The following is a 24,641-nucleotide window of genomic DNA, read 5'->3' as shown; positions in this document are numbered from 1 at the left end:
CAGCGCGCGCGATTAGACCATGAAGCTTTCACCGCAGCCGCAGGTTCCCTTGGCATTGGGATTGGTGAACACGAAGCCAGCGGTGAAATCGTCTTCCACCCAGTCCATCGTCGAGCCGATCAGGTACAGCACCGACCCGCCATCGACGAAAAAGGTGCCGCCGGGGGTCTCGATCCTCTCATCGAACGGCTTGGCCTCGGCGACGTAATCGACCGAATAGGCGAGGCCCGAACAGCCCCGCCGCGGCGTGGAAAGCTTGACGCCGACCGTGCCCTCCGGCGCCTTCGCCATCAGCGCGGCGATGCGCGCCTCGGCGGCGGGCGTAAGGTGCAGCGCGGCGGGGCGCTGGCGGGAGGTGGTCGCGGTGGTCATCGTCTCTTCTACCTTCTTAAGCCCCTCCCCTTCAGGGGAGGGTTGGGGTGGGGGACTCTCCACGAGCGTCGGACTCGCTCGTCGGTCAGGCCCCACCCCCAACCCCTCCCCTGAAGGGGAGGGGCTATTGGGATCACAACATCCCCAGTTCCAGCTTCGCCTCGTCGCTCATCTTCTGCGGGTCCCAGGGCGGATCCCACACCAGATTGACGTCGGCGGTGGCGATGCCCGGCACCGCGCTCACCCGCAGCTCGACTTCGCCCGGCATCGATTCCGCCACCGGGCAATGCGGCGTGGTCAGCGTCATGGTGATCGCGGCATGGCCGTTGGCGGTAATGTCGACGCCGTAGATCAGCCCCAGATCGTAGAGGTTGACCGGGATCTCCGGGTCATAAATCTCCTTGAGCGCGTCGATCACCGCTTCGTAGAGCGGACCGCCGGGCTCGCCTGCACCCGCCTCGACGGGCTTCTGCGAGAGGAAGCCGGAGAGATAGTCGCGCTTGCGCTCGGCGGCGGGCTCGATCGCCTCGTCGACCCGCGCCTTGGGCGGCGCCTCGACGGCCTCGACTTCTTCCACCACGATCCTGCGTTCTTCGTTCATCCGAAGATCCTCGTCACTCGTTCGATTCCTCGCACGAGCGCGGCCACATCGGCCGGCCCGTTATACACGCCGAAGCTCGCCCGCGCGGTGGCGGGGACCTCCAGCAACTCCATCAGCGGCTGGGCGCAGTGATGCCCGGCGCGGATCGCGACATTGCCCTCATCGAGGATCGTCGCGACGTCGTGCGGGTGCACGCCCTCCACCGCGAAGCTGACGATGCCGGCGCTGTCCGCCGGGCCGAACAACCGCACGCTGTTGATGCCCGCGAGCGCGGCGCGCGTCTCGGTCACCAGCGCGGTTTCGTGGGCGTGGATGCGGTCCAGCCCGATGCCGTCGACATAGTCGATCGCCGCATGCAGCCCGACCACGCCGACGATGTGCGGCGTGCCCGCCTCGAACCGGCCCGGCGGCGGCGCATAGGTGGTCTTGGCGAAGGTCACGCGGTCGATCATCGAGCCGCCGCCCTGATAGGGAGGCATCGCGTCGAGCAGCGCGTACCGGCCCCACAGCACGCCGATCCCGGTCGGGCCGTAGAGCTTGTGACCCGAGAAGACATAGAAGTCACAGCCGAGCTCGGCGACGTTCACCGGGAGCCGGGCGACCGCCTGGCAGCCGTCGATCAGGACCTTGGCGCCGACCTTGTGCGCCAGTTCGGTCGCCCGCCGCACGTCGAGCACCGAGCCGAGCACGTTCGATACGTGCGCAAGCGCGACCAGCTTGTGCCGGTCGGTCAGCATCGCGGCCATCGCGTCGAGATCGATGCGATGGTCTTCGGTGAGCGGCACCACGTCGATGTGTGCGCCGATCTTCTCGGCGGCCATCTGCCACGGCACGATATTCGAATGATGCTCGAGGGCCGAGAGCAGGATGCGGTCGCCGGCCTTGAGCTGGGTGGCAGCGTAGCACTCAGCGACGAGGTTGATCCCCTCGGTCGCGCCGCGGACGAACACCACTTCCTCCGGCTTGCCGCCGATGAACTTGGCGACCCGCGCCCGCGCCGCCTCGAAGGCGAGCGTCATGTCGGCCGAGCGCTGATACACGCCGCGATGCACGGTGGCATAGGTTTCGCCATAGCCGCGCGCGATCGCATCGAGCACCGGGCGGGGCTTTTGCGACGTGGCGGCGGTGTCGAGATAGGCCCAGCCCGCGGGGATCGCGGGGAAGTCCGCAAGCACGTCAAGCGGGGCTGCGGTCGTCACTACGGAACTCATAAGCCCCTCCCCTTCAGGGGAGAGGCTGGGGTGGGGCATGACCGAGAGGCATGGGCCGCACTCCAAATGAAGTCCCCCACCCCAACCCCGCGCCGGGTGAACAGCGCCCCGCGCTGTTCAGGCGCTGCCGGGGGCAGCGCCGACCCGGTGCGCCTGAAGGGGAGAGGCTTGAGCGCGGTGTAGCTCACGACACTCACAGCGCCGCCTCCAGCCACCTGGCCGCGTCAGCCGCAAAGGCTTCGCGCACCGGCTCTTCGCCGATCCGCGCCAGCGCATCCGTCACGAAAGCATGGGTCAGCAGCGCCTTGGCCTGCGCGTCCTCGATGCCCCGGCTCTGCAGATAGAAGAGCGCGTTGCGATCGAGCTCACCGACCGTCGCGCCGTGCGCGCACTTCACGTCGTCGGCGAAGATTTCGAGTTCGGGCTTGAGGTTCACCGTTGCGGTGCGCTGGAGCAGCAGCCCGCGCAGCGACTGTTCGCCATCGGTCTGCTGCGCGCCGCGCGCGACTTCCACCCGCGCGGCAAGGCTCGCCACCGACTGGTCGGCCGCGACCGCGCGCCAGATCTGGCGCGACGTGCCTTCGATCTGCTCGTGCCGGACGGCCACCGCGGCTTCCTGCCGCTGGGTGCCGCCGGTGAGCAGCGCGCCGCCCATCTCGGCGAAGGCGCCCTTGCCGGTCAGCGTCAGCGCGCCGTCGATCCGGCTGCCCATGCCCCCCGCACCGAGGAAGATCGAGACGAGGCTCGCCGCCTCGCCGATCTCCGCCTCGTCGCGGATCGAGACGAACCCGCCGGTCTGCACCAGCCGCACCGAGCGCATCAGCCGCGCGCCCTTGCCGAGCGCGATCGCGGTCAGCCGGTTGGCCCAGCCGGTGCCGGCATAGGTCTCGACCACCGTCGCGACGGCATCGTCGGCGAGCAGGATGCGCGCGGGCACATGATTCTCGCCGCCGGTGCCGAGGTGCACGATCTGGATGCAGGTCGCGGCATGCTCGGGGCCCAGGTGCAGCGCCCAGCCCTCGCCCACCGCCAGGCTGCCGAGCGGGTGGTCGGTCGCGGCGATCTGCCGCGTCACTTCCACCGGGCCCGGGCGGCTGTGCGCGGGCTCGAACACGCCGTCGACGAAGCACAGGCGCGGGCCGTCCAAGTCGAGGAACAGATCGGCAGGGTCGACGGTGGCCGCCACCTGCGGGCTCTCGGCTGCGGCGCGCAGCGTGTCCATGTCGGACCAGCGCCACGCCTCCTGCCGCGCCGAGGGAAGATCGAGCACGGTCACGCGGCCAGCGCTCCATAGCCTTCGCGCTCGAGTTCATGCGCCAGCTCCGGCCCGCCGGAGCGGACGATGCGGCCATCGGCGAGAACATGGACGAAGTCGGGCTTCACGTAATCAAGCAGGCGCTGATAGTGGGTGATCAGCAGCACCGCCTTGTCGGGCGCGCGCATGATGCGGTTGATGCCCTCGCCCACCGCCTTCAGCGCGTCGATGTCGAGGCCGCTGTCGGTCTCGTCGAGGATGGCGAGCTTGGGGTTGAGGATCCCCATCTGCACCATCTCGTTGCGCTTCTTCTCGCCGCCCGAGAAGCCCACGTTCACCGGCCGCTTGAGCATCTCGGCATCCATGCCGAGCGCCGCCGCTTGCGCGCGCGCCAGCTTGAGGAATTCGGCGCCCGAAAGCGGCGCCTCGTCCCGATGGCGGCGCTGGGCGTTGGCCGCCTCGCGCAGGAACTGGACGTTCGACACGCCGGGGATCTCGACCGGGTACTGGAAGCCGAGGAACAGGCCCGCGGCGGCGCGCTCGTGCGGCTCGAGTTCCAGCAGATCCTGCCCGTCAAAGGTCACGCTGCCGCTGGTCGCCTCGTAGCCATTACGGCCGCCGAGGACATAGCCGAGCGTCGACTTGCCGGCACCGTTCGGGCCCATGATCGCGTGCACTTCGCCCGCGTTCAGCGACAGGGTCAGGCCCTTGAGGATTTCCTTGCCGTCGATTTCGGCGTGCAGGTTCTGGATATTCAGCATGGGGTTCAGATCGCCACGGTCACGAGAGAGAGGGTCTTGGGCTGCGCGCCCGCGTCATAGGCATCGACCAGTGCGCCGTCGGGCAGCTTCCACATGATCTTGTACTGCTTGGGCGCGGTGACGCTGGCCTTGATGTCGGCTTCGATCGCATCGAGCACCGGCGTCAGCTTGCGCCAGGCGCTCGGCTGATAGGGTCGATCGTTGAGCAGCAGGCGGCCGGCCTGGAAATCGGAATCGAGAAAATCACGGCACTGCTTGATCGCGCTCGCGACCTTGGCCGAACGCGCACCGGCATCGGCAGGCGCCACGCCGATCGCGCGGACGATGCAGCGCGCATGGTTGGTCGCCGCGCCGAACTGCGCCGAGCTGTCGATCGCAACGCCGCCCTGGAGAGCAAAGGCAACCGCGAGAAGGGCGTTCAACATCATCTATACTCCTGCGGGCCCGGAACGCGGCCCTGCGTCGTCGCTACGCCCGCGCGGATGAGCGCACGCTGAGCGACGCTGGAAATGGAACTATGGCCGATCACCCGACCGACCCTTCGAGCGAGATGCCGAGCAGCTTCTGCGCCTCGACCGCGAACTCCATCGGCAGCTGCTGCAGCACTTCGCGGGCAAAGCCGTTGACGATCAGCGCGACGGCGGCTTCCTGGTCCAGCCCGCGCTGGAGCGCGTAGAACAGCTGGTCGTCGCTGATCTTGCTGGTCGTCGCCTCATGCTCGATCTGGGCGCTCGGGTTCTTCACCTCGATATAGGGCACGGTGTGCGCGCCGCACTGGTCGCCGAGCAGCAGCGAATCGCACTGGGTGAAGTTGCGGACATTCTCCGCGCTCGCCGCCACGCGGACCAGCCCGCGATAGGTGTTGTCGCTGCGCCCGGCCGAGATGCCCTTCGACACGATGGTCGAGCGGCTGCCCTTGCCGAGATGGATCATCTTGGTGCCGGTATCGGCCTGCTGGCGATTGTTGGTCACCGCCACCGAATAGAATTCGCCGACCGAGTTCTCGCCCGCCAGCACGCAGCTCGGATATTTCCAGGTGATCGCCGAGCCGGTCTCGACCTGGGTCCAGCTCACCTTGGAATTGCGGCCCTGGCACAGCGCGCGCTTGGTGACGAAATTGTAGATGCCGCCCACGCCATTCTCGTCGCCCGGATACCAGTTCTGGACGGTCGAGTATTTGATCTCGGCATCGTCCAGCGCGACCAGTTCCACCACCGCGGCATGCAGCTGGTTCTCGTCGCGCATCGGCGCGGTGCAGCCTTCGAGATAGGAGACGTACGCGCCCTTGTCCGCGACGATCAGCGTGCGTTCGAACTGGCCCGTATTTTCCGCGTTGATGCGGAAATAGGTGGAGAGCTCCATCGGGCAGCGCACGCCCTCCGGCACATAGACGAAGGTGCCGTCGGAGAAGACCGCGCTGTTGAGCGTGGCGAAATAATTGTCCCGCTGCGGCACCACCTTGCCGAGCCACTTCTGCACCAGCTCGGGATACTCCCGGATCGCCTCGCTGATCGACAGGAAGATGACGCCCGCCGCCTTGAGCTCCGCGCGGAAGGTCGTCGCCACGGAGACCGAGTCGAACACCGCGTCGACCGCGACCTTGCGCGCGCCCTCGACGCCGGCGAGCACCTTCTGCTCCTCGATCGGGATGCCGAGCTTCTCATAGGTCCGGCGGATTTCCGGATCGAGTTCGTCGAGGCTGGTGATCGTCTTCTTCTGCTTGGGCTCGGCGTAGTAATACGCGTCCTGATAGTCGATCGGCGGCACGTTGAGCTTGGCCCAGTCCGGCGCCTCCAGCGTCTGCCACAGGCGGAACGCCTTCAGCCGCCAGTCGAGCATCCATTGCGGCTCGTTCTTCTTGGCGGAGATGTAGCGGACGGTATCCTCGCTCAGCCCCTTGGGCGCGAACTCCTGTTCGACATCCGAGGCGAAGCCCCATTCGTACTTCTTGTTCGCGGCGGCGAGCGCCTCGGCATTCTTGGTGGCCATCAGAAAGATACCTGGCTTTCTCCGGCGAGCGCCGGAGAAGGAGAAGAAAGGTCGGGGGTGGAAGGCGCGAGCCCATGCACCGGTGCGGTGAGGCCCGCAAGCGCCGGAGGACCGCTGAGGCTGGCGAGACTGACCTGGGCAAGCGCGGACCGCACCGCATCGCTCACCACGCCCCAATGCGGCTTTACCCGGCAATTGCCTTCCACAGCGCAGTCATGTCGGGCCGAGTCGACGCAGACGGTCAGCGCGATCGGGCCCTCAATCGCCTCGACGATATCGGCAAGGCTGATCGCCGCGGGCGGTCGTGCCAGCCGGAAGCCGCCGCCGGTGCCGCGCGCGCTTTCGATCAGGCCGGCAGCGGAGAGCTTGCTCACCAGCTTCTGCACGGTCGGCAGGGGCAAGCCCGTCTCGCTCGCGAGCAGCGTCGCGTTGAGCCGGCACGACGCGCCGCAGTGCCGGGCGGCAGCCGCCAGCATCACCACGGCATAATCGGCGAGGCTCGAAAGACGCATCGACTCCCAATCGGACAAAGTTGATCCGATTGGCCATGTGGGCCTAGCGGCCGCTGAGGTCAACCGTCTCGGGGATCACATCGGGGAGAAAGTGGAACTTCTCATTCTCCAGTGTCGCCGCCAGTACCGGATCGATCGCGTCACGCAACGATCCCGGGGTATGCCCTGTAAAATGCTTGATCTCGTTGATCATGTGCGACTGGTCGGCAAAGGGCACCATCACCTCGGCAAGCGGGGCGCCCTGGTGGATCCGCATGGCAGCGCCGATCGCCCGAAACTTGCGGCGAAGGTGATTGGGCGGCCCGGCGAAATACTCCTTGCACAGCCGCTGCACCTGCCGCTGCCCCATGCCGGTTTCCACCTGCATGGCGTCATACAGCGCATCGATGGTGGGATCGCCGGAGGCCGCCCATTCCCGCACGATGCGCAGGAAGGCGATATGCGCCGTCGGCACGCGCCGTGCGGCATCCAGCCGGCGCATCAGCAACGGCTCTACCGCCGCCGCCATCTCTTCCAGCGTCTCCAGGCGACAGAGCTCGGCATGCAGCGCGTGGATCTCCGGACCGAAGATCTCCGCCGCATCGACCAGCCGATCCGCCACCTGATCGGCCGGTCGACCGATCAGCGTGCGCCAGCCGATGCCGCGCAGCGACATGCCGAAGCAGCGGAAGGGCCCCTCGATGCGGTAGGTCCAGTGCGCGGTGCCGGGGCCGGTGACCATGACCGGCATCGTCGCCTCGCGATGCCCGTCCGGGAAGGTCACATGCCCGCTGCCATGCAGGAGAAAGCGCCACTGGCCGAGATCGACCCGCTCGACGCCTTCGATGCACTGTGTGTATGTGCGCGAGGTAAAAGCTATCGACATGGGGTATCAGCCGCCCGGCGGACGGCTGAAAGCGAATGTCAAAAGCCGGACCCGCTCCGTCGCTTTCGCGCGGCGCGACCGCCAACTGGCCCTCTTCGGCGCCACGCATGCGAAGCTGTTCCCCTGTGCTTCGGTTCGTCGCACAGCTGGAGCATGTTCGCGCACGGAGCGCAACGGAAAAGAGGCCCGGCCAGTTGCCTGGCCGGGCCGAAAGGAAAGGGTTCCCCCCGTTAAGCGGAACCCCTCGGGTCGCAGGGATGCTCTACCCGATTCGGGAGGCCCGGTATTGTACGGATTCGACATCCCAGCCTTTGACGACGTTTGCCTTGCGATGCATGAGCGGTGCCATGGGCAATATTCTTCTCGACCTGGTCTACGCGCTCGATGCGGAGCAGGCGCATCGCGCCGCGATTCGGGCGCTGGCGCTGTGGGGAAGCGCCGGCACGCCGCTGGGCAGCGGTCCCGAATCGGCGACGCCGGTCACCTTGGCGGGCCTGACATTCCCGAATCGGGTTGGTCTTGCTGCCGGCCTGGACAAGGATGCCGAAGCGATCGCCGGACTGTTCGCGCTGGGCTTTGGCGCCGTGGAGGTCGGCACGCTGACGCCGCGGCCACAGCCGGGCAATCCCCGCCCCCGCCTGTTCCGGTTGGTGGAAGACGAAGCGGTAATCAACCGCATGGGCTTCAACAATGGCGGCATCGACGCGGCGCTGGCACGCATCGCACGGCTGAAGAAGCGGCCCGGAATGCTCGGCATCAATGTCGGCGCCAACAAGGATTCGACGGATCGCGTCGCCGATTATGCGCTGGGCGTGACCAAGGCGGCCCCGCATGCGGACTATATCACGATCAACGTCAGCTCGCCCAACACGCCGGGGCTGCGCGATCTGCAATCCCGCCCCGCACTTGACGAACTGCTGGCAGCCGCGGACGCCGCGCGGGGGAAGACGCCGCTGTTTCTGAAGGTCGCGCCCGATCTCGACCGCGCAGGGCTTGAGGGCGCGGTACGCGCGGCGATCGACAACCATGTCGATGCGCTGATCGTCTCCAACACCACCATCTCGCGCCCGCCCCTCGCTTCCCCGCATGGCGGCGAAGCCGGAGGCCTGTCGGGCAAGCCGCTCCAGGCGCTCGCCCGCGCCAAGCTGGTCGAGGCCCGAGAGCTTTCGGGCGGGGAGGTACCGTTGATTTCCGCCGGCGGCATCGACGGCCCGGACGAGGCGAAGCGGCGCATCGATGCCGGCGCGGTGCTGGTGCAGGTCTATTCGGCCCTGGTCTATCGCGGCCCCGGACTGGCACGCGCGATCGCCAGGGCGCTCGCCTGACGGCTTGCCTCCGGGGCAAAGCGCGCTAGGCCTAGGACCATGAAGAACCTGGCCGCGCTGCTCCTCCTACTGTTCACGCCGCTGCTCGCCCATGCCCAGGGCATGGTAAGCGCTGCCGATCCGCGCGCCGCGGCGGCAGGCGTGGAGATACTGCGGGCCGGCGGCAACGCCACCGATGCCGCGATCGCGACGATGCTCGCCCTGGGCGTGGTCGAGCCACAAAGCTCGGGCCTGGGCGGCGGCAGCTTCCTCGTCCTCTACGACGCCAAGACCCGCGCAACCACGACGGTAGACGGCCGTGAGACAGCCCCGATGGCTGCCGACGACCATTGGTTCTATGACGCTGGGGGCAAGCCGCTCAGCCATTTCGCGGCAGTGCCGGGCGGGCGCAGCGTCGGCGTGCCGGGTGCGCTTCGCGCGATGGCGCTGGCGCATGCGAAGTCCGGCAAGCTCGCCTGGGCGCAATTGTTCGCGCCGGCCATCCGCCTCGCCCGCGACGGCTTCGTGCTGAGCCCGCGGATGAACAACTCGCTCGCCCAGTTCTCCGGCCATGTCGACCCCGCCTATCGCGCACTGTTCTTCGGCAGCGACGGCAAGCCGCTGCCTGCCGGCACCACGGTGCGCAATCCGGAGCAGGCGGCGCTGCTCGAACGCATCGCGAGGCAGGGGGCGGACAGCTTCTATGTCGGGCCCCAGGCCGCGAAGCTGGTCGCTACCGTCAACGGGGCGGCCCGCAACCCTTCGAAGATGACCACCGGCGACCTTGCGGCCTATGATGCCAAGGCACGCCCGGTCCTGTGCGGGCGCTATCGAGGCTACAAGGTCTGTTCGATGGGACCGCCTTCCTCGGGCGGAATCACGGTGCTGATGATCCTGGCGCAGCTCGAGCGCTTCGACATGGGCAAGCTGGGCAAAGAGTCGGCCACGGCCTGGCATCTGTTCGCCGAAAGCTCGCGCCTCGCCTATGCGGATCGCGATCTCTACCTGGGCGACCCGGACTTTGTCTCGGTGCCGCTGAAGGGCCTGCTCGACCGCGGCTATATCGCCCGCCGGTCCGCACTGATCAATCCGGCAAGCACGATGCCAAGCGTCGCCGCCGGCACGCCGCCCGGCGCGCCGAAGCGCGTGCTCGCCAAGGTGCAGGAAGTCGCCGGCACCACCGACCTTGCGGTGACCGATGGTACCGGTAACGTCGCGGAGGTCACGACGACGGTGGAGGGGCCGTTCGGATCGGGCCTCACCGTCGACGGCACGATCCTCAACAACCAGCTGACCGATTTCGACATCGTGCCGGTGAAGGACGGGTATCTCGCCGCCAATCGGGTCGAAGGCGGCAAGCGCCCGCGCAGCTCGATGGCGCCGACGATCGTGTTCGGGCCGGACGGCAAGGTACGCCTTGCGGTAGGCGCAGCGGGCGGGTCGACGATCATCGCGCAGGTGGCGAAGGCGATCATCGGCGTCGTCGACTGGAAGCTCCCGGCGCAGGATGCGATCGGCCTCGGGCTGCTCTATGCGCCGGGCAAGACCGCCATCGCCGAGCAGGGGACCCAGCTGGATGCGATGCTGCCGGCGCTGCGTGCGCTGGGCGAGGATGTCCGCGCCGCGCCGCTCGGCCTCAAGGCCAATGCCATCGAACGCGTGCGTGGCCGCTGGGTAGGCGCCGCCGATCCGCGCAGCGAAGGCGTGGCGATGGATCAGGACGGCACGGTAACGGTTATACAGCGGGTGGGTGCCAAGCCCAACCGCCCGTCGGAATGACGTAGGACGCTCAAGGACAAGATGGGGCGCCTGCAGGGGAGTAGGAATGCGCAAGCTCGAACATTTCGATAATCTGGTGGCGATGTTCTTCGCCCGCGCCACGGAGAAGGGAAACGCCCCCTTTCTGTGGCACAAGGCCGGCGGCGAATGGCACCCGACCAGTTGGGCCGAGGCCGCGCGACAGGTGGCGAGCCTCGCCGCCGCCCTGAAGACGCTGGGGCTGCGACCCGGCGACCGGGTGATGCTCGTTTCCGAAAATCGCCCCGAATTCTGCATCAGCGACCTTGCGATCATGGCGGCCGGCTGCGTCACGGTACCCACCTACACCACGAATACCGAACGCGATCACCAGCATATCCTGGAGAATTCGGGCGCTTGCGCGGTCATCGTTTCCAACACCAAGCTGGCCAAGACGCTGCTGCCGGCGATGCTGCGCTCCTCGGCGGGGCGCATCGTGATCGGCATCGACGATGTCCGCCTGGCCCAACAGGGCAGCCTGGAATTTCACGATTTCCACGAACTGATCGCCGCGCACCCGGCCGACCCTGCCGCCACCGCGGCGGCCGTGGCGTTCAAGCGCGAGGATCTGGCCTGCATCATCTACACCAGCGGCACGGGCGGATCGCCGCGCGGCGTGATGCAGCATCATGGTGCGATCCTCCATAACTGCCAGGGCTGCACCACCGTCATCTCCGAGGATTTCGGCTGGAGCGACGAGGTGTTTCTCTCCTTCCTGCCCCTCTCGCACGCCTATGAGCATACCGGCGGCCAGTTCTTCCCGATCGCGCTGGGCGGGCAGATCTATTATGCTGAGGGGCTGGAGAAGCTCGCTTCCAACATCGAGGAAGTACGCCCGACTATCATGGTCGTCGTGCCGCGCCTGTTCGAGGTGCTGCGCACCCGCATCACCAAGCAGGTGGAAAAACAGGGCAATTTCGCGACTTTCCTGCTGGAAAAGGCCGTTGCGATCGGCAGCCGCAAGGCGGCCGGCGCCTCCGGGCTGCGCGACGCGCCGATGAACCTGCTGCTCAATGCGACGCTGCGTCCAAAGCTAGCCAAGCGCTTCGGCGGGCGGATCAAGGCGCTGGTCTCCGGCGGCGCGCCGCTCAATCCGGAAGTCGGCACTTTCTTCGAATCGCTCGGCCTTACCTTCCTGCAGGGCTATGGCCAGACCGAGGCCGCCCCGGTCATCTCGTGCAATCGGCCCAAGGCCGGGCTGAAGATGGACACGGTGGGGCCGCCGCTTGAAGGCGTCGAGGTCCAGATCGCCGAGGACGGCGAGATCCTGGTGCGCGGTGAGCTGGTGATGCACGGCTATTGGCGCAACGAGGCCGAAACCGAGCGCGTGCTGAAAAATGGCTGGCTTCATACCGGCGACATCGGCGTGATCGACGATCAGGGCCGCATCAAGATCACCGATCGCAAGAAGGACATCATCGTCAACGACAAGGGCGACAATGTCTCGCCCCAGAAGATCGAGGGCATGCTGACGCTGCAGCCGGAAATCCTGCAGGCAATGCTCTATGGCGACAAGCGCCCCTATATGACCGCCGTGATCGTGCCCGATCCCGAATGGGTGCAGGAATTCTGTGCGAAGACCGCGACGCCCTGCAAGTTCCGCGACCTCTCGCGCGATGCCGATTTCAAGGCGACGATCGGGGCGGCGGTGGAGCGGGTGAATCGCGACCTTTCGGTGATCGAGCGGGTGCGCAAGTTCATCCTCGCCGACCAGGCGTTCACGATCGAGAACGAGCAGCTGACGCCCAGCATGAAGATCCGCCGCCACGTGCTGAAGGCAGTGTATGCGGAGCGGCTCGACGCGCTGTATTGATACGCCCCGATCGCGCGGTCTGCCCCCACTGGGGTTGACCTCGCGACCGGACTAGGGTTCCAGCCAGCACGACCGAACGAAATTTTGGATCCCCGCCCCTGCGGGGACGACGGAGTGCATAGTGGCTGAGCTGGACCCGCAAGAAGCGATCCTGGACCGTATCCGGCAGTGCGACACGCTCGCCGGGCTGGAGGAGATCCGTGTCGAGATGCTCGGCAAGGCGGGTGTCATCACCGCCGAGCTGAAAACGCTGGGCAAGCTGAGCCCGGAAGAGCGGCAGACCGTCGCCCCCGCGATCCACGCCCGGCGCGAGGCCGTCACGGAAGCGCTTGCGACCGCCAAGGCGGCGCTGGAGCAGGCCGCGCTCGACGCCCGCCTCGCCAGCGAGACGGTGGACATGACGCTGCCGGTCGACGGCGTCGCGCCCGGCTCGGTCCACCCGGTCAGCCAGGTGATGGACGAGCTGGCCGAGATCTTCGCCGATCTGGGCTTCGCGGTCGCCACCGGCCCCGAGGTCGAGGACGACTGGCACAATTTCACCGCGCTCAACATTCCGGAGACGCATCCGGCGCGCGCGATGCACGACACCTTCTACATCGCCGGCGAGCACGAGCGGCCGATGGTGCTGCGCACCCACACCAGCCCCGTGCAGATCCGCACGATGACGAGCCAGAAACCGCCGATCCGCATCATCGCGCCGGGCCGCGTCTATCGTTCGGATTCGGATGCGACGCACACGCCGATGTTCCATCAGATCGAAGGGCTGGTGATCGACAAGGGCATCACGCTCGGCCACCTGAAATGGACGCTGGAGACGTTCCTCAAGGCGTTCTTCGAGCGCGACGACATCGTGCTGCGCCTGCGCCCCAGCTATTTCCCCTTCACCGAGCCTTCGGCCGAAGTCGATGTCGGCTTTACCTGGAAGGACGGCAAGCGCGTGATCGGCGGCAGCGGCGACGCGCCCGGCGGCGGCTGGATGGAAGTGCTGGGCAGCGGCATGGTGCACCGGCGGGTGATCGAGGCCTGCGGGCTCGATCCGGACGAATGGCAGGGCTTCGCCTTCGGCACCGGCGTCGACCGGCTGGCGATGCTCAAATATGGGATGGACGACTTGCGCCCCTTCTTCGACGGCGATCTGCGCTGGCTCAAGCATTACGGCTTCTCGGCCCTCGACGTGCCCACGCTGAGCGGGGGAGTCGGCGCATGAAGTTCACCCTCTCTTGGCTCAAGGAGCATCTGGAGACCGAGGCCTCGCTGACCGAGATCCTCGAGGCGCTGACCCGTGTCGGCCTCGAGGTCGAGGGTGTCGAGAACCCCGCCGAGCGATTGGCCGGCTTCCGCGTGGCGCGCGTGCTGACCGCCGAGCGCCATCCGCAGGCGGACAAGCTGCAGGTCCTCAGCGTCGATTTCGGCGAAGGCCCGCTGCAGGTCGTGTGCGGCGCGCCGAACGCGCGTGCGGGGCTGGTCGGCGTGTTGGGGCTGCCCGGCGCGGTGGTGCCGGCCAACGGCATGACGCTCAAGGTCGCGGCGGTGCGCGGCATCGAATCGAACGGCATGATGTGCTCGACCCGCGAGCTGGAGCTCGGCGAGGACCATGACGGCATCATCGAGCTGCCCGCCGATGCGCCGGTGGGCAAGGCCTTTGCCGACTATGCCGGCCTCGACGATCCGGTGATCGACGTGTCGATCACACCGAACCGCCAGGATTGCATGGGCGTACGCGGCATCGCGCGCGATCTGGCGGCGGCGGGCCTTGGTACGCTCAAGCCGCTCGATGCGGTGGTCGCGGGGCTTCCCGCGATCGTGCCGCAGGGCGCAGGCCCCGATGTGCGCACCGAAGATGCGGCGGGCTGCCCGGCCTTTTACGGCCAGGTCGTGCGCGGCGTGAAGAACGGTCCGTCGCCGGGCTGGCTCCAGCAGCGCCTCAAGGCGGTGGGGCAGAAGCCCATCTCGACGCTGGTCGACATCACCAACTTCGTGATGTTCGGACTCGGCCGCCCGCTCCACGTCTATGACATGGCGAAGCTCTCCGGCGGGCTGGTCGCGCGCAAGGCGAAGGACGGCGAGACCGTGCTGGCGCTGAACGGCAAGAGCTACACGCTCACCGACACGATGACCGTGATCGCCGACGATGCGGCGGTGCACGACATCGGCGGCATCATGGGCGGCGAGCATTCGGGCTGTTCGGATGACACCACCGACGTGCTGATCGAATGCGCCTATTTCGATCCCGAACATATCGCGCGAACCGGCCAGAAGCTGCTGCTGACCAGCGATGCGCGCACGCGCTTCGAGCGCGGCGTCGATCCGGAATTCCTCGACGAGGGGCTGGCGATCGCGACGCGGCTGGTGCTGGCGCTATGCGGCGGCACCCCGAGCGAGGTCACCCGCAGCGGCACCCCGCCCAAGGTGGGCGCGGTGGTCGGCTATGATCCGAATCTGGCCGAGACGCTGGGCGGCCTCGCCGTGCCGGCGGAGCAGCAGGTGGAGATCCTGGAAAGCCTCGGCTTCGTCGTGCAGCCGCTCGATAGCAATGGCGACCCGGTCGAGCTGGGCGAGGGTTTCGAAGCCTTCCGCGTCACCGCGCCGAGCTGGCGCCGCGACGTCGACGGTCCGGCGGACATCGTCGAGGAAGTGATCCGCATCGCCGGCATCGATACCGTGCCGTCGGTACCGCTGCCGCGCACCCCCGGTGTTGCGACGCCCACCGCCACGCCCGAGCAGAAGCTCGAGCGCCGGATGCGCCGCACCGCCGCCGCACGCGGGCTGAACGAGGCGATCACCTGGAGCTTCCTCCCCGAGTCGCAGGCCGCGGTGTTCGGCGGCGGCGCCTGGACGCTCGCCAACCCGATCAGCGAGGACATGAAGGTCATGCGGCCCTCGCTGCTGCCCGGCCTGCTGGCCGCCGCCGAGCGCAACCTCAAGCGCGGCGCCACCAGCGTCCGCCTGTTCGAGGTCGGCCGCCGCTATCTGGCGGACAAGGAGCGCCTGACGCTCGGCGTCGTGCTGACGGGATCGAAGGCCGCGCGTGGCTGGCAGGCCGGCAAGGCCCAGCCCTTCGACGCGTTCGATGCGAAGGCCGAGGCGCTGGCATTGCTGGAGGCCGCCGGCGCACCGGTCGCCAACCTGCAGGTGATGGGCGAGGCTGGTGCCGCCTATCACCCCGGCCAGTCCGCGACGCTGCGGCTCGGCCCCAAGAACGTGCTGGCCAGCTTCGGCATGGTGCACCCTTCCGTCCTCAAGGCATTCGACCTCGACGGCGCGGTGGCGGCGGTCGAGATTCATCTCGACGCGCTGCCTGCCAAGAAGGCCAGCGGCTTCACCCGCCCGGCCTTCACGCCCCCGGCCTTGCAAGCAGTGACGCGCGACTTTGCCTTCCTCGTTCCCACCGCGCTTGCGGCCGGGGATCTCGTCCGCACCGTGAAGGGTGCGGACAAGGCGACCATCGTCGATGCGCGCCTGTTCGACGTGTTCACCGGTCAGGGCGTGCCGGAAGGGCAGAAGAGCCTCGCGGTTGAAGTCACGCTGCAACCGGGCGAAAAGAGCTTCACCGACGCAGACCTGAAGGCCGTGGCCGACAAGGTCGTCGCGGCGGCGGCGAAGCTTGGCGCAACCTTGCGGGGATGATGCGATGATCGAGCGGTTCCTTCCCGGGCTCGACGCCCTTCTGGCGGAGCCGCTCGATACGCATTCGGTGTCGATCGCCTTTCCCGGCGACATGGATCCGAACGAACGCGAGCATCGCTTCGGCGTGTTCCTCGATGCCGAGTTGCGCATCGCCGGGCTCGGCACCTGCGGCGGCGGTACGCTGATCGAAACGCTGGACGATGCGGGGCAGTGGCGGCCCGCCTGCGCCATTCTCGACGTCGACCTGACCGACCTGGAACGCGGCCGCGCCTTCTGTCGCGACGAGCTGGTGGCGCTGGGCTGCCCCGAGGGCACGCTGATCCAATATGACGACCAGGAAGATCAGTGGGACGGCGTCGCCTGGCAGCTCAACCAGCCGCGCTCGTTCGACGAAGACATGTTGCCGTATCGCGATTCTTGATCGCCAACCGCAAAAAGGGCTTGCGCTACCCCCGAACCTCGGTTAGGCGCCGCACCTCACCGCGCGCCCGTAGCTCAGCTGGATAGAGCATCAGACTACGAATCTGAGGGTCGGACGTTCGAATCGTTCCGGGCGCGCCAATTTTCTCCTGACATCGCTGGAAGCCTTTTCCCGAACGGGTGGCAGTGCGCATGCCTCCGGCCGATCGGTCCGGGAATCGGCAGCAGTGCGCCCCGCCCGCGTGCGATCGCGACGCACTGCTTCAGATGCTAGAGGGGGCGTAGGCCCCTTGGTGGACGCCGGTTCCGCCGGGCTCAGAAGAGCCCGTCATCGTCATCGTCGTCATCCATAACCGTAGGTGCGTTCGACACCGTGCCGGGCAGCGCGAAGCGCTGATGGATCTCGCGCTCCCGCGCCATGGTGTAGCTGCGGGCCATGCCGTCCAGCAGTTCTGCCAATGCCGCTTCCACCCCCCCCTCGGCGTCGCCGCAGGGCGTGCCGAACAGCTTGAGCTGCAACACGACGCTACGCAGCTTGTCGCCGAAGGCCGCCTCGCAATCGACGTTGCTGGTGGTGGTTTCCAGGATGCGGTTCACGGCGGCGGCGTCTTCGGTCAGCCCCGCCATGCCGTCGCGCATGCGCTGGGCGCCGTCGCGGATGCAGGCGAGCGAGTCGGTGAGCGCTTCCGCCGCGTCGCCGCCATGCTCGGCCTCGGGATCGCGCAATGCCGTGACGGCGGCGACCAGCGATTCCACCGATTGGCGGATCTCGGCCGAAATCGTCGCCAGCGTGGTCGCGAAACCGCGGATTTCGGAGGCGACCATCGCCAGCGCCTTGCCTTCGTCCCCCAGCCGGTGGCAGCGCAGATCGGTATTCCACGCCATCAGATGCACGTCGTGGTTCACCCGGTGCACCACTCGCAGCCGCTGGGCCAGGCGCTCCGCGCTGTCCGAGGTCGATCCGCCGAGCGTCTGCGCCTTGGCGTCCGCATCGCGCAGCCGTGCGGTGACCTGCGCGACATCGGCGACGCTCTTTTCCAGCGCACCGAGGAACACACTGTTATCCCCGCCCGTCTGCTCGCGGTCGCCTTCGGCCTTGATTTCCAGCAGCTGGGCCGCGCTCGGCGCGATGCCGCGCAGGCTTTCCGTCAACCGTCGGGATTCGGCTTGGAAGGCCTCGATCGTGTCCGATGCCTGGGCGGCGAACAGCGCGACCATATGGCCGACCACCGGAATTGCGTCTGCCGGATCGGCGGCGTCGCGATAGGCGATCAGCGCCTGGATTCCGCTGGCGACATGCTCCAGCCGCTGGCGGGTGCTGTCGCCGACCTGCATGGCGCCGATCGCCGTCGCCACCTTGCCGTGGATCTCGCGCGCGACCGCGGCGATGCGCGCGGCACGGGCTGCGTCGGCGGCCTGGTGGCGCTGGAGTGCTTCGGCGTCCGCCGCCAGCTTGCGCGGGACATGCGGGATCACCTTGGCGCATTCGGCGGCGAGCTGGCGATCGACGTCGATCAGCGCCGGGATACTCGCGGTCAGCTGCTCGATCTCGATGCCAATCCCCGCGATTTCGACCTCGCCGACGTCCAGGCGAACGTTCATCGTGTCGGCGAAATCGGCAAAGCCGTTGCGGCCAGCCGCCGCGACCTTGATGTTGAGTCCGCAGATACGCAGGAAGTCGAGCGTGCGCTTCACCTGCGCGATATGGTTGGCGAGCGGCCGCGCGCCGCCGGCAATGCTCTCCAGCCCCGCCTGGCGCGCCGCCTGCACCGCGGGAAGCCGCTCCAGCCGATCCGCCGTCGCCCGCATGTTGTCGACCGCCGCCTCCGCCGCATCGCGGCCGAGCGCGTTGGTGACGCCTTCGAGCGCGCCCACCAGCCGCTCGACGATCGCATAGGCCTGGGCCAGCGCCTCGCCGGCCGACACGAACCGCGCGTCGAGCTGGCTCGCGACCTGGCTGATCGTCGCCTCGATCTCGGCAAGCGAGAGTTCGGATTCCGGATTGGGTTCAGGAATGGGTGCGGCGTACATGGCCGTCTCCTTTACAAGCGGTCATCGTGCGGCAGCGGCCAGCAGATCGCGGGCGATATGGCTCAGGGGGATTACCTTCTCGGCGGCGTCGCGGGCGATCGCCTCCTTGGGCATGCCGAAGACGATCGAGCTCGCCTCGTCCTGCGCGAAGGTCCGCGCGCCGGCCTGGCGCATCTCCAGCAGCCCGCGCGCGCCATCGTCACCCATACCGGTCATGATGATGCCGACCGCATTCGATCCCGCCGCGCGTGCCGCCGAACGGAACAGCACGTCGACCGAAGGGCGATGCCGCGACACCAGCGGTCCGTCGCGCACGGAGACATGATAGCGCGCACCCTGCCGCTCCAGCATGGTGTGCTTGCCGCCCGGGGCGATCAGGACATGGCCGCGCAGCACCGGATCGCCGTCCTCGGCTTCCTTCACATCGACTTCGCACAGCCCGTTGAGCCGCTGCGCGAAGGCGCGCGTAAAATGTTCGGGCATGTGCTGCACGATGACGATGCCGGGGCTGTTGGCAGGCAGCGCTTCGAGCACCTCGCGCAGCGCCTCGGTCCCGCCGGTGGAAGCCCCCATGCACACCACCATCTCGGTGGTGCGGCTCATCGGCTTGCCGCTCGGCGGCGGCAGCACCGCATCGGCGGTCAGCTTCTTGGCCGGACCCTCGGGCGCCCGCACCGCCTTGCCGGGCCGTCCCCCGATCTTGGCGCGCGCCGCCGCCTTCACCACGTCGCGGATCTGGAGATGATGCTCGGCGAGGTGATCGGCCACGCCGACACGCGGTTTCAGGATCACGTCCACCGCGCCGGCTTCCATCGCCTGGAGCAGCGTTTCCGACCCGCTTTCGGTGAGCGACGAGCACATCACCACCGGCACCGGGCATTGCTGCATCAGTTTTCGGAGGAAGGTGATGCCGTCCATGCGCGGCATCTCCACGTCCAGCGTGATGACATCGGGCACCTGTTCCTGGATGCGCCGGGCGGCGCTGAACGGATCGGCGGCGGTGCCCATCACTTCGATCGAGGGGTCTTCCTCCAGGATCGCGGTAAGGGTCTGGCGCACACTGGCTGAATCGTCGACGATCAGGACGCGGATCTTGTTGGGCATCACATGCCTCGCCGGAAGACGGTGTTGGCGACCTGTTCGAGCGGCAGCCCCAGGCCGGTGATCGATTCCGAGTGGCCGAGGAACAGGTAGCCGCCCGGCGCAAGGCAATCGTAGAGCTGCGACACGACCTTCTTCTGTGTAGCCTTATCGAAATAGATCAACACGTTGCGGCAGAAGATGAGGTGCATGGCCTCGCCCACCGGATACCGGTCGTCCATCAGGTTCAGGCGTCCGAAGCCGATCGCGCTGCGCAGGCGCGGTACCATCCGCACCTCGCGCCGGGCCGGATCGTTCGAGACCATCACATATTTGCGGCGCAGCGCCGAAGGCACCGGATCGACGAGTTCCGCCGGATAGATGCCGGCCCGGGCTGCCGCCAGCACTTCGGTATCCAGGTCGGTGGCGAGGATCCCGTAATCGGGCCCGCCGGTCCGGTCGGCGTAATCGTCGAGCACCATGGCAAGCGTGTAGGGCTCCGGCCCGGTCGAGCAGGCGGCGCTCCAGGCCCGCACGCTGCGCACACCGCGTCCGGTCAGCTCGGGCAGCACGCGATCGACAAGATGGTCGAAATGCGCCGGCTCGCGGAAGAAGTCGGTCTTGTTGGTGGTCACCGCGTTGATCAGGTGCAACCCTTCGGTCGCGAGATGATCCCCGCTGAACACATATTCGCAATAGCGGTCGAGCGTATCGACGCCGATCGCCCGCAGGCGACGACGAAGCCGACCTTCCAGCATCGTCTTCTTGGTCTCGGGCATCTTGATGCCCGAGACCTCGTAGATATAGGCGGCGAGCTGTGCGAAATTGCGCTTGCTCATGGAATCGAGCCCGGAGGGGGTCGACGGATCCAGCGCTAGTGCTGCGGACAAGGGCTGCTCCGTGACGCTCAGGCGGCAGCGCGGGTGACGAGCACCTGCGCTTCTTCGGTGGAGAAAATCTTCGCCATGTTCACTAGCACGACGAATCCTTCGGACCGCTTAATAACGCCCTCGATATAATCCGAAGACCAGCGCACGCCGATGTCCGGCGCCGCGTCGAGCTGGTCGGTGGTGACGCTGCACACCTCCAGCACACGGTCCACCACCAGGCCGAGCATCAGCACCCGATCGGCTACCGGCACGTCGACCACCAGGATGCGGGTGGCCGGCGTCGGCTCGAACGGTGAGAGGCCGAGCCGCTGCCGGAAGTCGATCGTCGGCACGCCCTGACCGCGCATGTCGGTCAGGCCGAGCAGATAACCGGGCCCGTTGGGGATGCGGAAAGTCTCGCGATAGTCGAGGATTTCGCGCACCAGCGAAACGGACACGGCGAAGACTTCCGCGCCCAGCCCGAAGGTGACGAGCTGAAGTTCCGCCGCGTCGCTCATGCCGCCGCTCCGAAAGCTTCGTCGCGATCGTCCGGGCCGCCGGGCGTCAGATCGAGCGCGAAGCCGGCGACGCGGGCCTGCTGGTCGGCGACGCTGTTCGGCTTGGGTCGGGGCGCGGCCTTGGCGGCCGGCTTGGCTGCGGGGCGGCGTGCGGGAGCGGCGGCACGCGGCGCGGCACCGCGCACGGCATCGACCTTGAAATAGGAGATGCTGGCCTGGAGCTCCTCGGCCTGCGCCGCGAGTTCCTCGGAGGTCGCACTGATCTGCTCCGATGCGCCGGCATTCTGCTGCGTCACCTGGTCGAGCTGCTGGATCGCCTCGTTGATCTGCGCGGCGCCGATGTCCTGCTCGCGGCAGGCGGCGCTGATCTCGCTGACCAGCTCGGCGGTACGGCGGATGTCGGGCACCAGCTTCTGCAGCATGTCGCCCGCTTCGGCCGCCGCCTTTACCGTTTCGGTGGACACCGAGCTGATCTCGGCAGCGGCGCCCTGGCTGCGCTCGGCAAGCTTGCGCACTTCCGAGGCGACCACCGCGAAGCCGCGGCCATGTTCGCCGGCGCGGGCCGCTTCCACGGCGGCGTTCAGGGCGAGCAGGTCGGTCTGGCGTGCGATTTCCTGGACGATGCCGATCTTCTCGGCGATCGTGCGCATCGCACCTACCGCGCGATCGACCGCGACACCGCTGGTTTCCGCATCCTTGGCCGACTGGCGCGCGATCTTCTCGGTTTGCGCGGCATTGTCGGCGTTCTGCTTGATGTTGGCGGCCATCTCTTCCATCGCCGCCGATGCCTGCTCGGCTGCAGCAGCCTGCTCGGTAGCGCCCTGCGACACCTGCTCCGAGCTGGACGAAAGTTCCTGGCTGCCCGACGACACATTCGTCGCGGCCAAGGTCGAGTCCGAAACAACGCCGCGCAGGCGTTCGACCATCCGTACCAGCGCGTTGCCCAGCACGTCCTTGTCGGAGGCCGGCTTGTGCTGCACGGTCAGGTCGCCGTCGGCGATCCGGTCGGCCAGCGTCGCGCTGACGCGGAGGTTGGCGACCATGACGTTGACGGTATCGACCAGGTCCTTGATCTCGTCGTTGCTGTTGATCGAAATCTCCTGGCTGAGATCGCCGATCGCGACGGCGCTGACCGCAGTGGAGACGCGGCGCAGGCCCTGCGAAACAATGTGGGAGATCCAGAAGGCACCCGCCACAGCGATCAGCAGCGCAAGACCGGCAACGACCCACAAGGTGGTCGCGGCGCTGGCGTACAGCGCGTTGGTGTCCTGATCGGCCTGCGCCATCTGCTGCTTGGAGATCACGACCAGCTGATCGGCCAGATCGCTCATCGCCGTCGCCAACTCACGCGAACGGGAGATCGAGATAGCCCCGGCCTCCTTGTTCTTGTTCGCCAGCGCCAGTGTGCGGACCTGGTCGTTGACCGGTACGAACTCGGTGAACTTGGTGTTCAGCTGCGTCCAGAGCGGTTTGCCCTGGGTGCTGGCGGTAGCCATCCCCTTGGCGATCTGTGCCTGCACCTGCTCACGTGCCTTCATCAGTTCCGCGTCGAACTTGCGGGTGAGCGCCTCATCCTCGGTCAGCGCCATGTTCTTTTCCTGGCGCAGGATATAGCTGATCCCGCCGCTGACGCTCTGGGCGGTCTCCTGCCGCTGTGCCGGCCCGGAGATCACGTCGCTGATCGCCTGATTGAGCGTGGAAAGGCGTGAATTGGCAACACCGACCACGGCGAGCAACAGGACGATCAGAACACCGAAGGTGATTCCAAGCTTCAACTTGATGGTAGCACGCATGTATGTGTCCTTGGTGCGTGAAGAGGGGGCTTAAGCGGCGTGGCCGAAGGCAGCGTCCTGCTCGTCGGCACCGCCCTGGGTCAGGTCGAGCGCGAAGCCACTGACGCGTGCCTGCTGGTCCGCCACGCTGTTGGGCTTGTGGCGACGCGCAGGGCTGGCGGCGGGCTTCGGCGCAGGGCGACGTGCCGCGATCGGTGCGGAACGGGCGCGCTGCTGCTGATCGACGCGGAAATAGGCGATGCTGGCCTGAAGCTCCTCGGCTTGCGCCGCGAGTTCCTCGGAGGTCGCGCTAATCTGCTCCGACGCGCCGGCATTCTGCTGCGTCACCTGGTCGAGCTGCTGGATCGCCTCGTTGATCTGGCTGGCGCCGATGTCCTGCTCGCGGCACGCGGCGCTGATCTCGCTGACCAGCTCGGCGGTACGGCGGATGTCCGGCACCAGGCGGCCCAGCATCTCGCCCGCTTCCGCTGCCGCCTTCACCGTTTCCGACGAGACCGAGCTGATCTCCGCAGCGGCGCCCTGGCTGCGCTCGGCGAGCTTGCGCACTTCCGAGGCGACCACCGCGAAGCCGCGGCCATGTTCGCCGGCGCGGGCTGCTTCCACAGCGGCGTTCAAGGCGAGCAGGTCGGTCTGGCGTGCGATTTCCTGGACGATGCCGATCTTCTCGGCGATCGTGCGCATCGCACCCACGGCGCGGTCGACGGCGACGCCGCTGGTTTCGGCATCCTTGGCCGACTGACGCGCGATCTTCTCGGTCTGCGCGGCATTATCGGCGTTCTGCTTGATGTTGGCCGCCATCTCTTCCATCGATGCGGAAGCCTGTTCGGCGGCGGCGGCCTGTTCGGTCGCGCCCTGCGACACCTGCTCGGCGCTCGACGACAGTTCCTGGCTGCCCGACGAGACATTGGTGGAAGCCAGCGTCGCATCGGAGATCACGCCGCGCAGGCGATCGACCATGCCGTTCACGGTCTCGACCAGATCCTTGATCTCGTCGTTGCTCGACACCTGCAGGCGCTGGTTGAGATCGCCTTCGGCAACGGCGGTGACCGCCGAACCGACCTGGCGCAGGCCATTGGAAACGGTCCGCGAGATCCACCAGGCGGCGCCCACGGCAATCAGCAAGGCGACGCCGGACACGATGTAGAGCGCCGTATTGGCATTGGCGTAGACGACGTCGGTTTCGCGTTCGGCGGTGTCCATCTGCTGCTTCGACAGCGTGACGAGCTGCGCCACCGCCTGGCTCATCGCCTGCGCCAGGTCGCGCGACTTGCCCATCGACAGTGCTGCGGCCTCGACATTCTTGTTCGCCAGGCCGAGCGAACGCACCTGGTCGTTGACCGGCACGAACTCGTCGAACTTGGCTTCGAGCTGGGACCAGAGCGGCCGGCCCTGTTCGGTGGCACCGGACACCCCCTTGGCGATCAGCTGCTGCAGCTCGCCACGCGCCTTCATCAGGTCCGCATCGAACTTGCGCATCTGCTCGTCGTCGTTCGACATCGCCAGATTCTTCTCCTGGCGGATCACGAAGCTCAGTTTCGTCTCGATCGTCTGGGCCAGTTCTAGGCGCTGGGCAGGGCCGTGGATCACGTCCGTGGTGGCCTGGTTCAGGGCGCCGAGCCGTGTGCTCGCCACGCCGACCACGGCAAGGAGCAGCGCGACGAGCACGCCGAAGGTTAAACCGAGTTTCAATTTGATGGTGGCACGCATGGTCATCGTTCCTCGATACGGAGACGCACCGGCGACGGCGGCCGTGCGTGGGGGGAGTGGAGGGGGTGGGTCACGCGGCGGCCGCGATGGCGACGCCATCGCCGAGGTGCGCGGCG

At 67.4% G+C, this 24,641-nt stretch carries 21 protein-coding genes and 1 tRNA gene; 7 read left to right on the top strand and 15 right to left on the bottom strand.

Going from position 1 to position 24,641, the window contains the following annotated elements; genetic code table 11:
- Positions 1-12: 12 nt before the first annotated feature.
- The 9 genes from A7X12_RS07695 to A7X12_RS07655 form a co-directional block, all read right to left on the bottom strand.
- Entirely contained in the window at positions 13-372 is a 360-nt protein-coding gene (locus A7X12_RS07695) for a HesB/IscA family protein (RefSeq protein WP_064311083.1), read from the bottom strand.
- 133 nt (positions 373-505) lie between these two features.
- The gene (locus tag A7X12_RS07690; RefSeq protein ID WP_064311082.1) at positions 506-973 is read right to left on the bottom strand and encodes an SUF system Fe-S cluster assembly protein; all 468 of its coding nucleotides are present in this window, start codon (positions 971-973) and stop codon (positions 506-508) included.
- Positions 970-2,184 carry a cysteine desulfurase gene (locus A7X12_RS07685; protein WP_064311081.1) on the bottom strand — a complete coding sequence of 405 codons (1,215 nt, stop codon included), beginning with the start codon at positions 2,182-2,184 and terminating at the stop codon, positions 970-972. The genes A7X12_RS07690 and A7X12_RS07685 overlap by 4 nt, the downstream gene beginning before the upstream one ends.
- Positions 2,185-2,377: 193 nt before the next feature.
- A complete protein-coding gene (locus tag A7X12_RS07680; RefSeq protein ID WP_198161963.1) occupies positions 2,378-3,460 on the bottom strand; it encodes a SufD family Fe-S cluster assembly protein in 1,083 nt (360 codons plus the stop codon).
- Positions 3,457-4,200 (bottom strand): Fe-S cluster assembly ATPase SufC, encoded by a 744-nt coding sequence (sufC, locus tag A7X12_RS07675; protein ID WP_064311080.1) that lies wholly within the window; start codon positions 4,198-4,200, stop codon positions 3,457-3,459. The genes A7X12_RS07680 and sufC overlap by 4 nt, the downstream gene beginning before the upstream one ends.
- Positions 4,201-4,205: 5 nt before the next feature.
- Entirely contained in the window at positions 4,206-4,628 is a 423-nt protein-coding gene (locus tag A7X12_RS07670) for a hypothetical protein (RefSeq protein WP_232318401.1), read from the bottom strand.
- Between the two features lie 97 nt (positions 4,629-4,725).
- Positions 4,726-6,189, bottom strand: a complete 1,464-nt coding sequence (gene sufB / locus A7X12_RS07665) for a Fe-S cluster assembly protein SufB (RefSeq protein WP_064311079.1) — start codon at positions 6,187-6,189, stop codon at positions 4,726-4,728.
- On the bottom strand, positions 6,189-6,701 hold the full coding sequence (locus A7X12_RS07660; protein ID WP_064311078.1) for an SUF system Fe-S cluster assembly regulator: 513 nt from the start codon (positions 6,699-6,701) through the stop codon (positions 6,189-6,191). Before A7X12_RS07660 ends, sufB begins: the two co-directional genes overlap by 1 nt.
- Positions 6,702-6,744: 43 nt before the next feature.
- A complete protein-coding gene (locus A7X12_RS07655; RefSeq protein WP_064311077.1) occupies positions 6,745-7,566 on the bottom strand; it encodes an AraC family transcriptional regulator in 822 nt (273 codons plus the stop codon).
- A gap of 347 nt (positions 7,567-7,913) precedes the next feature.
- Between A7X12_RS07655 and A7X12_RS07650 the strand changes: the two genes are divergently transcribed.
- The 7 genes from A7X12_RS07650 (at position 7,914) to A7X12_RS07620 (ending at position 16,668) form a co-directional block, all read left to right on the top strand.
- Positions 7,914-8,891, top strand: coding sequence for a quinone-dependent dihydroorotate dehydrogenase (locus A7X12_RS07650; RefSeq protein WP_157105529.1), 978 nt, complete (start codon positions 7,914-7,916; stop codon positions 8,889-8,891).
- 39 nt (positions 8,892-8,930) lie between these two features.
- Entirely contained in the window at positions 8,931-10,649 is a 1,719-nt protein-coding gene (gene ggt / locus A7X12_RS07645; RefSeq protein WP_198161961.1) for a gamma-glutamyltransferase, read from the top strand.
- A gap of 46 nt (positions 10,650-10,695) precedes the next feature.
- Positions 10,696-12,480 carry an AMP-dependent synthetase/ligase gene (locus A7X12_RS07640; RefSeq protein WP_064311075.1) on the top strand — a complete coding sequence of 595 codons (1,785 nt, stop codon included), beginning with the start codon at positions 10,696-10,698 and terminating at the stop codon, positions 12,478-12,480.
- A 121-nt stretch (positions 12,481-12,601) separates the two neighbouring features.
- Entirely contained in the window at positions 12,602-13,687 is a 1,086-nt protein-coding gene (gene pheS / locus A7X12_RS07635; RefSeq protein WP_064311074.1) for a phenylalanine--tRNA ligase subunit alpha, read from the top strand.
- The gene (gene pheT / locus A7X12_RS07630; RefSeq protein ID WP_064311073.1) at positions 13,684-16,107 is read left to right on the top strand and encodes a phenylalanine--tRNA ligase subunit beta; all 2,424 of its coding nucleotides are present in this window, start codon (positions 13,684-13,686) and stop codon (positions 16,105-16,107) included. Before pheS ends, pheT begins: the two co-directional genes overlap by 4 nt.
- A gap of 4 nt (positions 16,108-16,111) precedes the next feature.
- A complete protein-coding gene (locus A7X12_RS07625) occupies positions 16,112-16,528 on the top strand; it encodes a hypothetical protein (RefSeq protein ID WP_064311072.1) in 417 nt (138 codons plus the stop codon).
- Positions 16,529-16,591: 63 nt separating this feature from the next.
- Positions 16,592-16,668: transfer RNA gene (locus tag A7X12_RS07620), tRNA-Arg, on the top strand.
- A gap of 174 nt (positions 16,669-16,842) precedes the next feature.
- Here A7X12_RS07620 and A7X12_RS07615 read toward each other — a convergent pair.
- The 6 genes from A7X12_RS07615 to A7X12_RS07590 all read right to left on the bottom strand — a co-directional run bounded on the left by A7X12_RS07615 (position 16,843) and on the right by A7X12_RS07590 (position 24,525).
- Complete coding sequence (locus A7X12_RS07615; RefSeq protein ID WP_064311071.1) at positions 16,843-18,558, bottom strand: hypothetical protein; 1,716 nt, start codon at positions 18,556-18,558, stop codon at positions 16,843-16,845.
- Between the two features lie 21 nt (positions 18,559-18,579).
- Complete coding sequence (locus A7X12_RS07610) at positions 18,580-19,662, bottom strand: protein-glutamate methylesterase/protein-glutamine glutaminase (RefSeq protein ID WP_064311070.1); 1,083 nt, start codon at positions 19,660-19,662, stop codon at positions 18,580-18,582.
- Positions 19,662-20,477: a CheR family methyltransferase gene (locus tag A7X12_RS07605; protein ID WP_064311069.1), complete on the bottom strand. Its 816-nt coding sequence runs from the start codon at positions 20,475-20,477 to the stop codon at positions 19,662-19,664. Before A7X12_RS07605 ends, A7X12_RS07610 begins: the two co-directional genes overlap by 1 nt.
- Before the next feature lie 68 nt (positions 20,478-20,545).
- The gene (locus A7X12_RS07600) at positions 20,546-21,025 is read right to left on the bottom strand and encodes a chemotaxis protein CheW (RefSeq protein WP_064311068.1); all 480 of its coding nucleotides are present in this window, start codon (positions 21,023-21,025) and stop codon (positions 20,546-20,548) included.
- A complete protein-coding gene (locus A7X12_RS07595; protein ID WP_064311067.1) occupies positions 21,022-22,818 on the bottom strand; it encodes a methyl-accepting chemotaxis protein in 1,797 nt (598 codons plus the stop codon). The genes A7X12_RS07600 and A7X12_RS07595 overlap by 4 nt, the downstream gene beginning before the upstream one ends.
- 30 nt (positions 22,819-22,848) lie before the next feature.
- On the bottom strand, positions 22,849-24,525 hold the full coding sequence (locus A7X12_RS07590) for a methyl-accepting chemotaxis protein (protein WP_064311138.1): 1,677 nt from the start codon (positions 24,523-24,525) through the stop codon (positions 22,849-22,851).
- Positions 24,526-24,641: the final 116 nt, after the last annotated feature.

The sequence above is a fragment of the Sphingomonas sp. TDK1 genome (assembly GCF_001650735.1).
GTDB lineage: Bacteria > Pseudomonadota > Alphaproteobacteria > Sphingomonadales > Sphingomonadaceae > Sphingomonas.
Note: the sequence above shows the minus strand (reverse complement) of the source record. Positions and strands in the feature narration are given on the sequence as shown.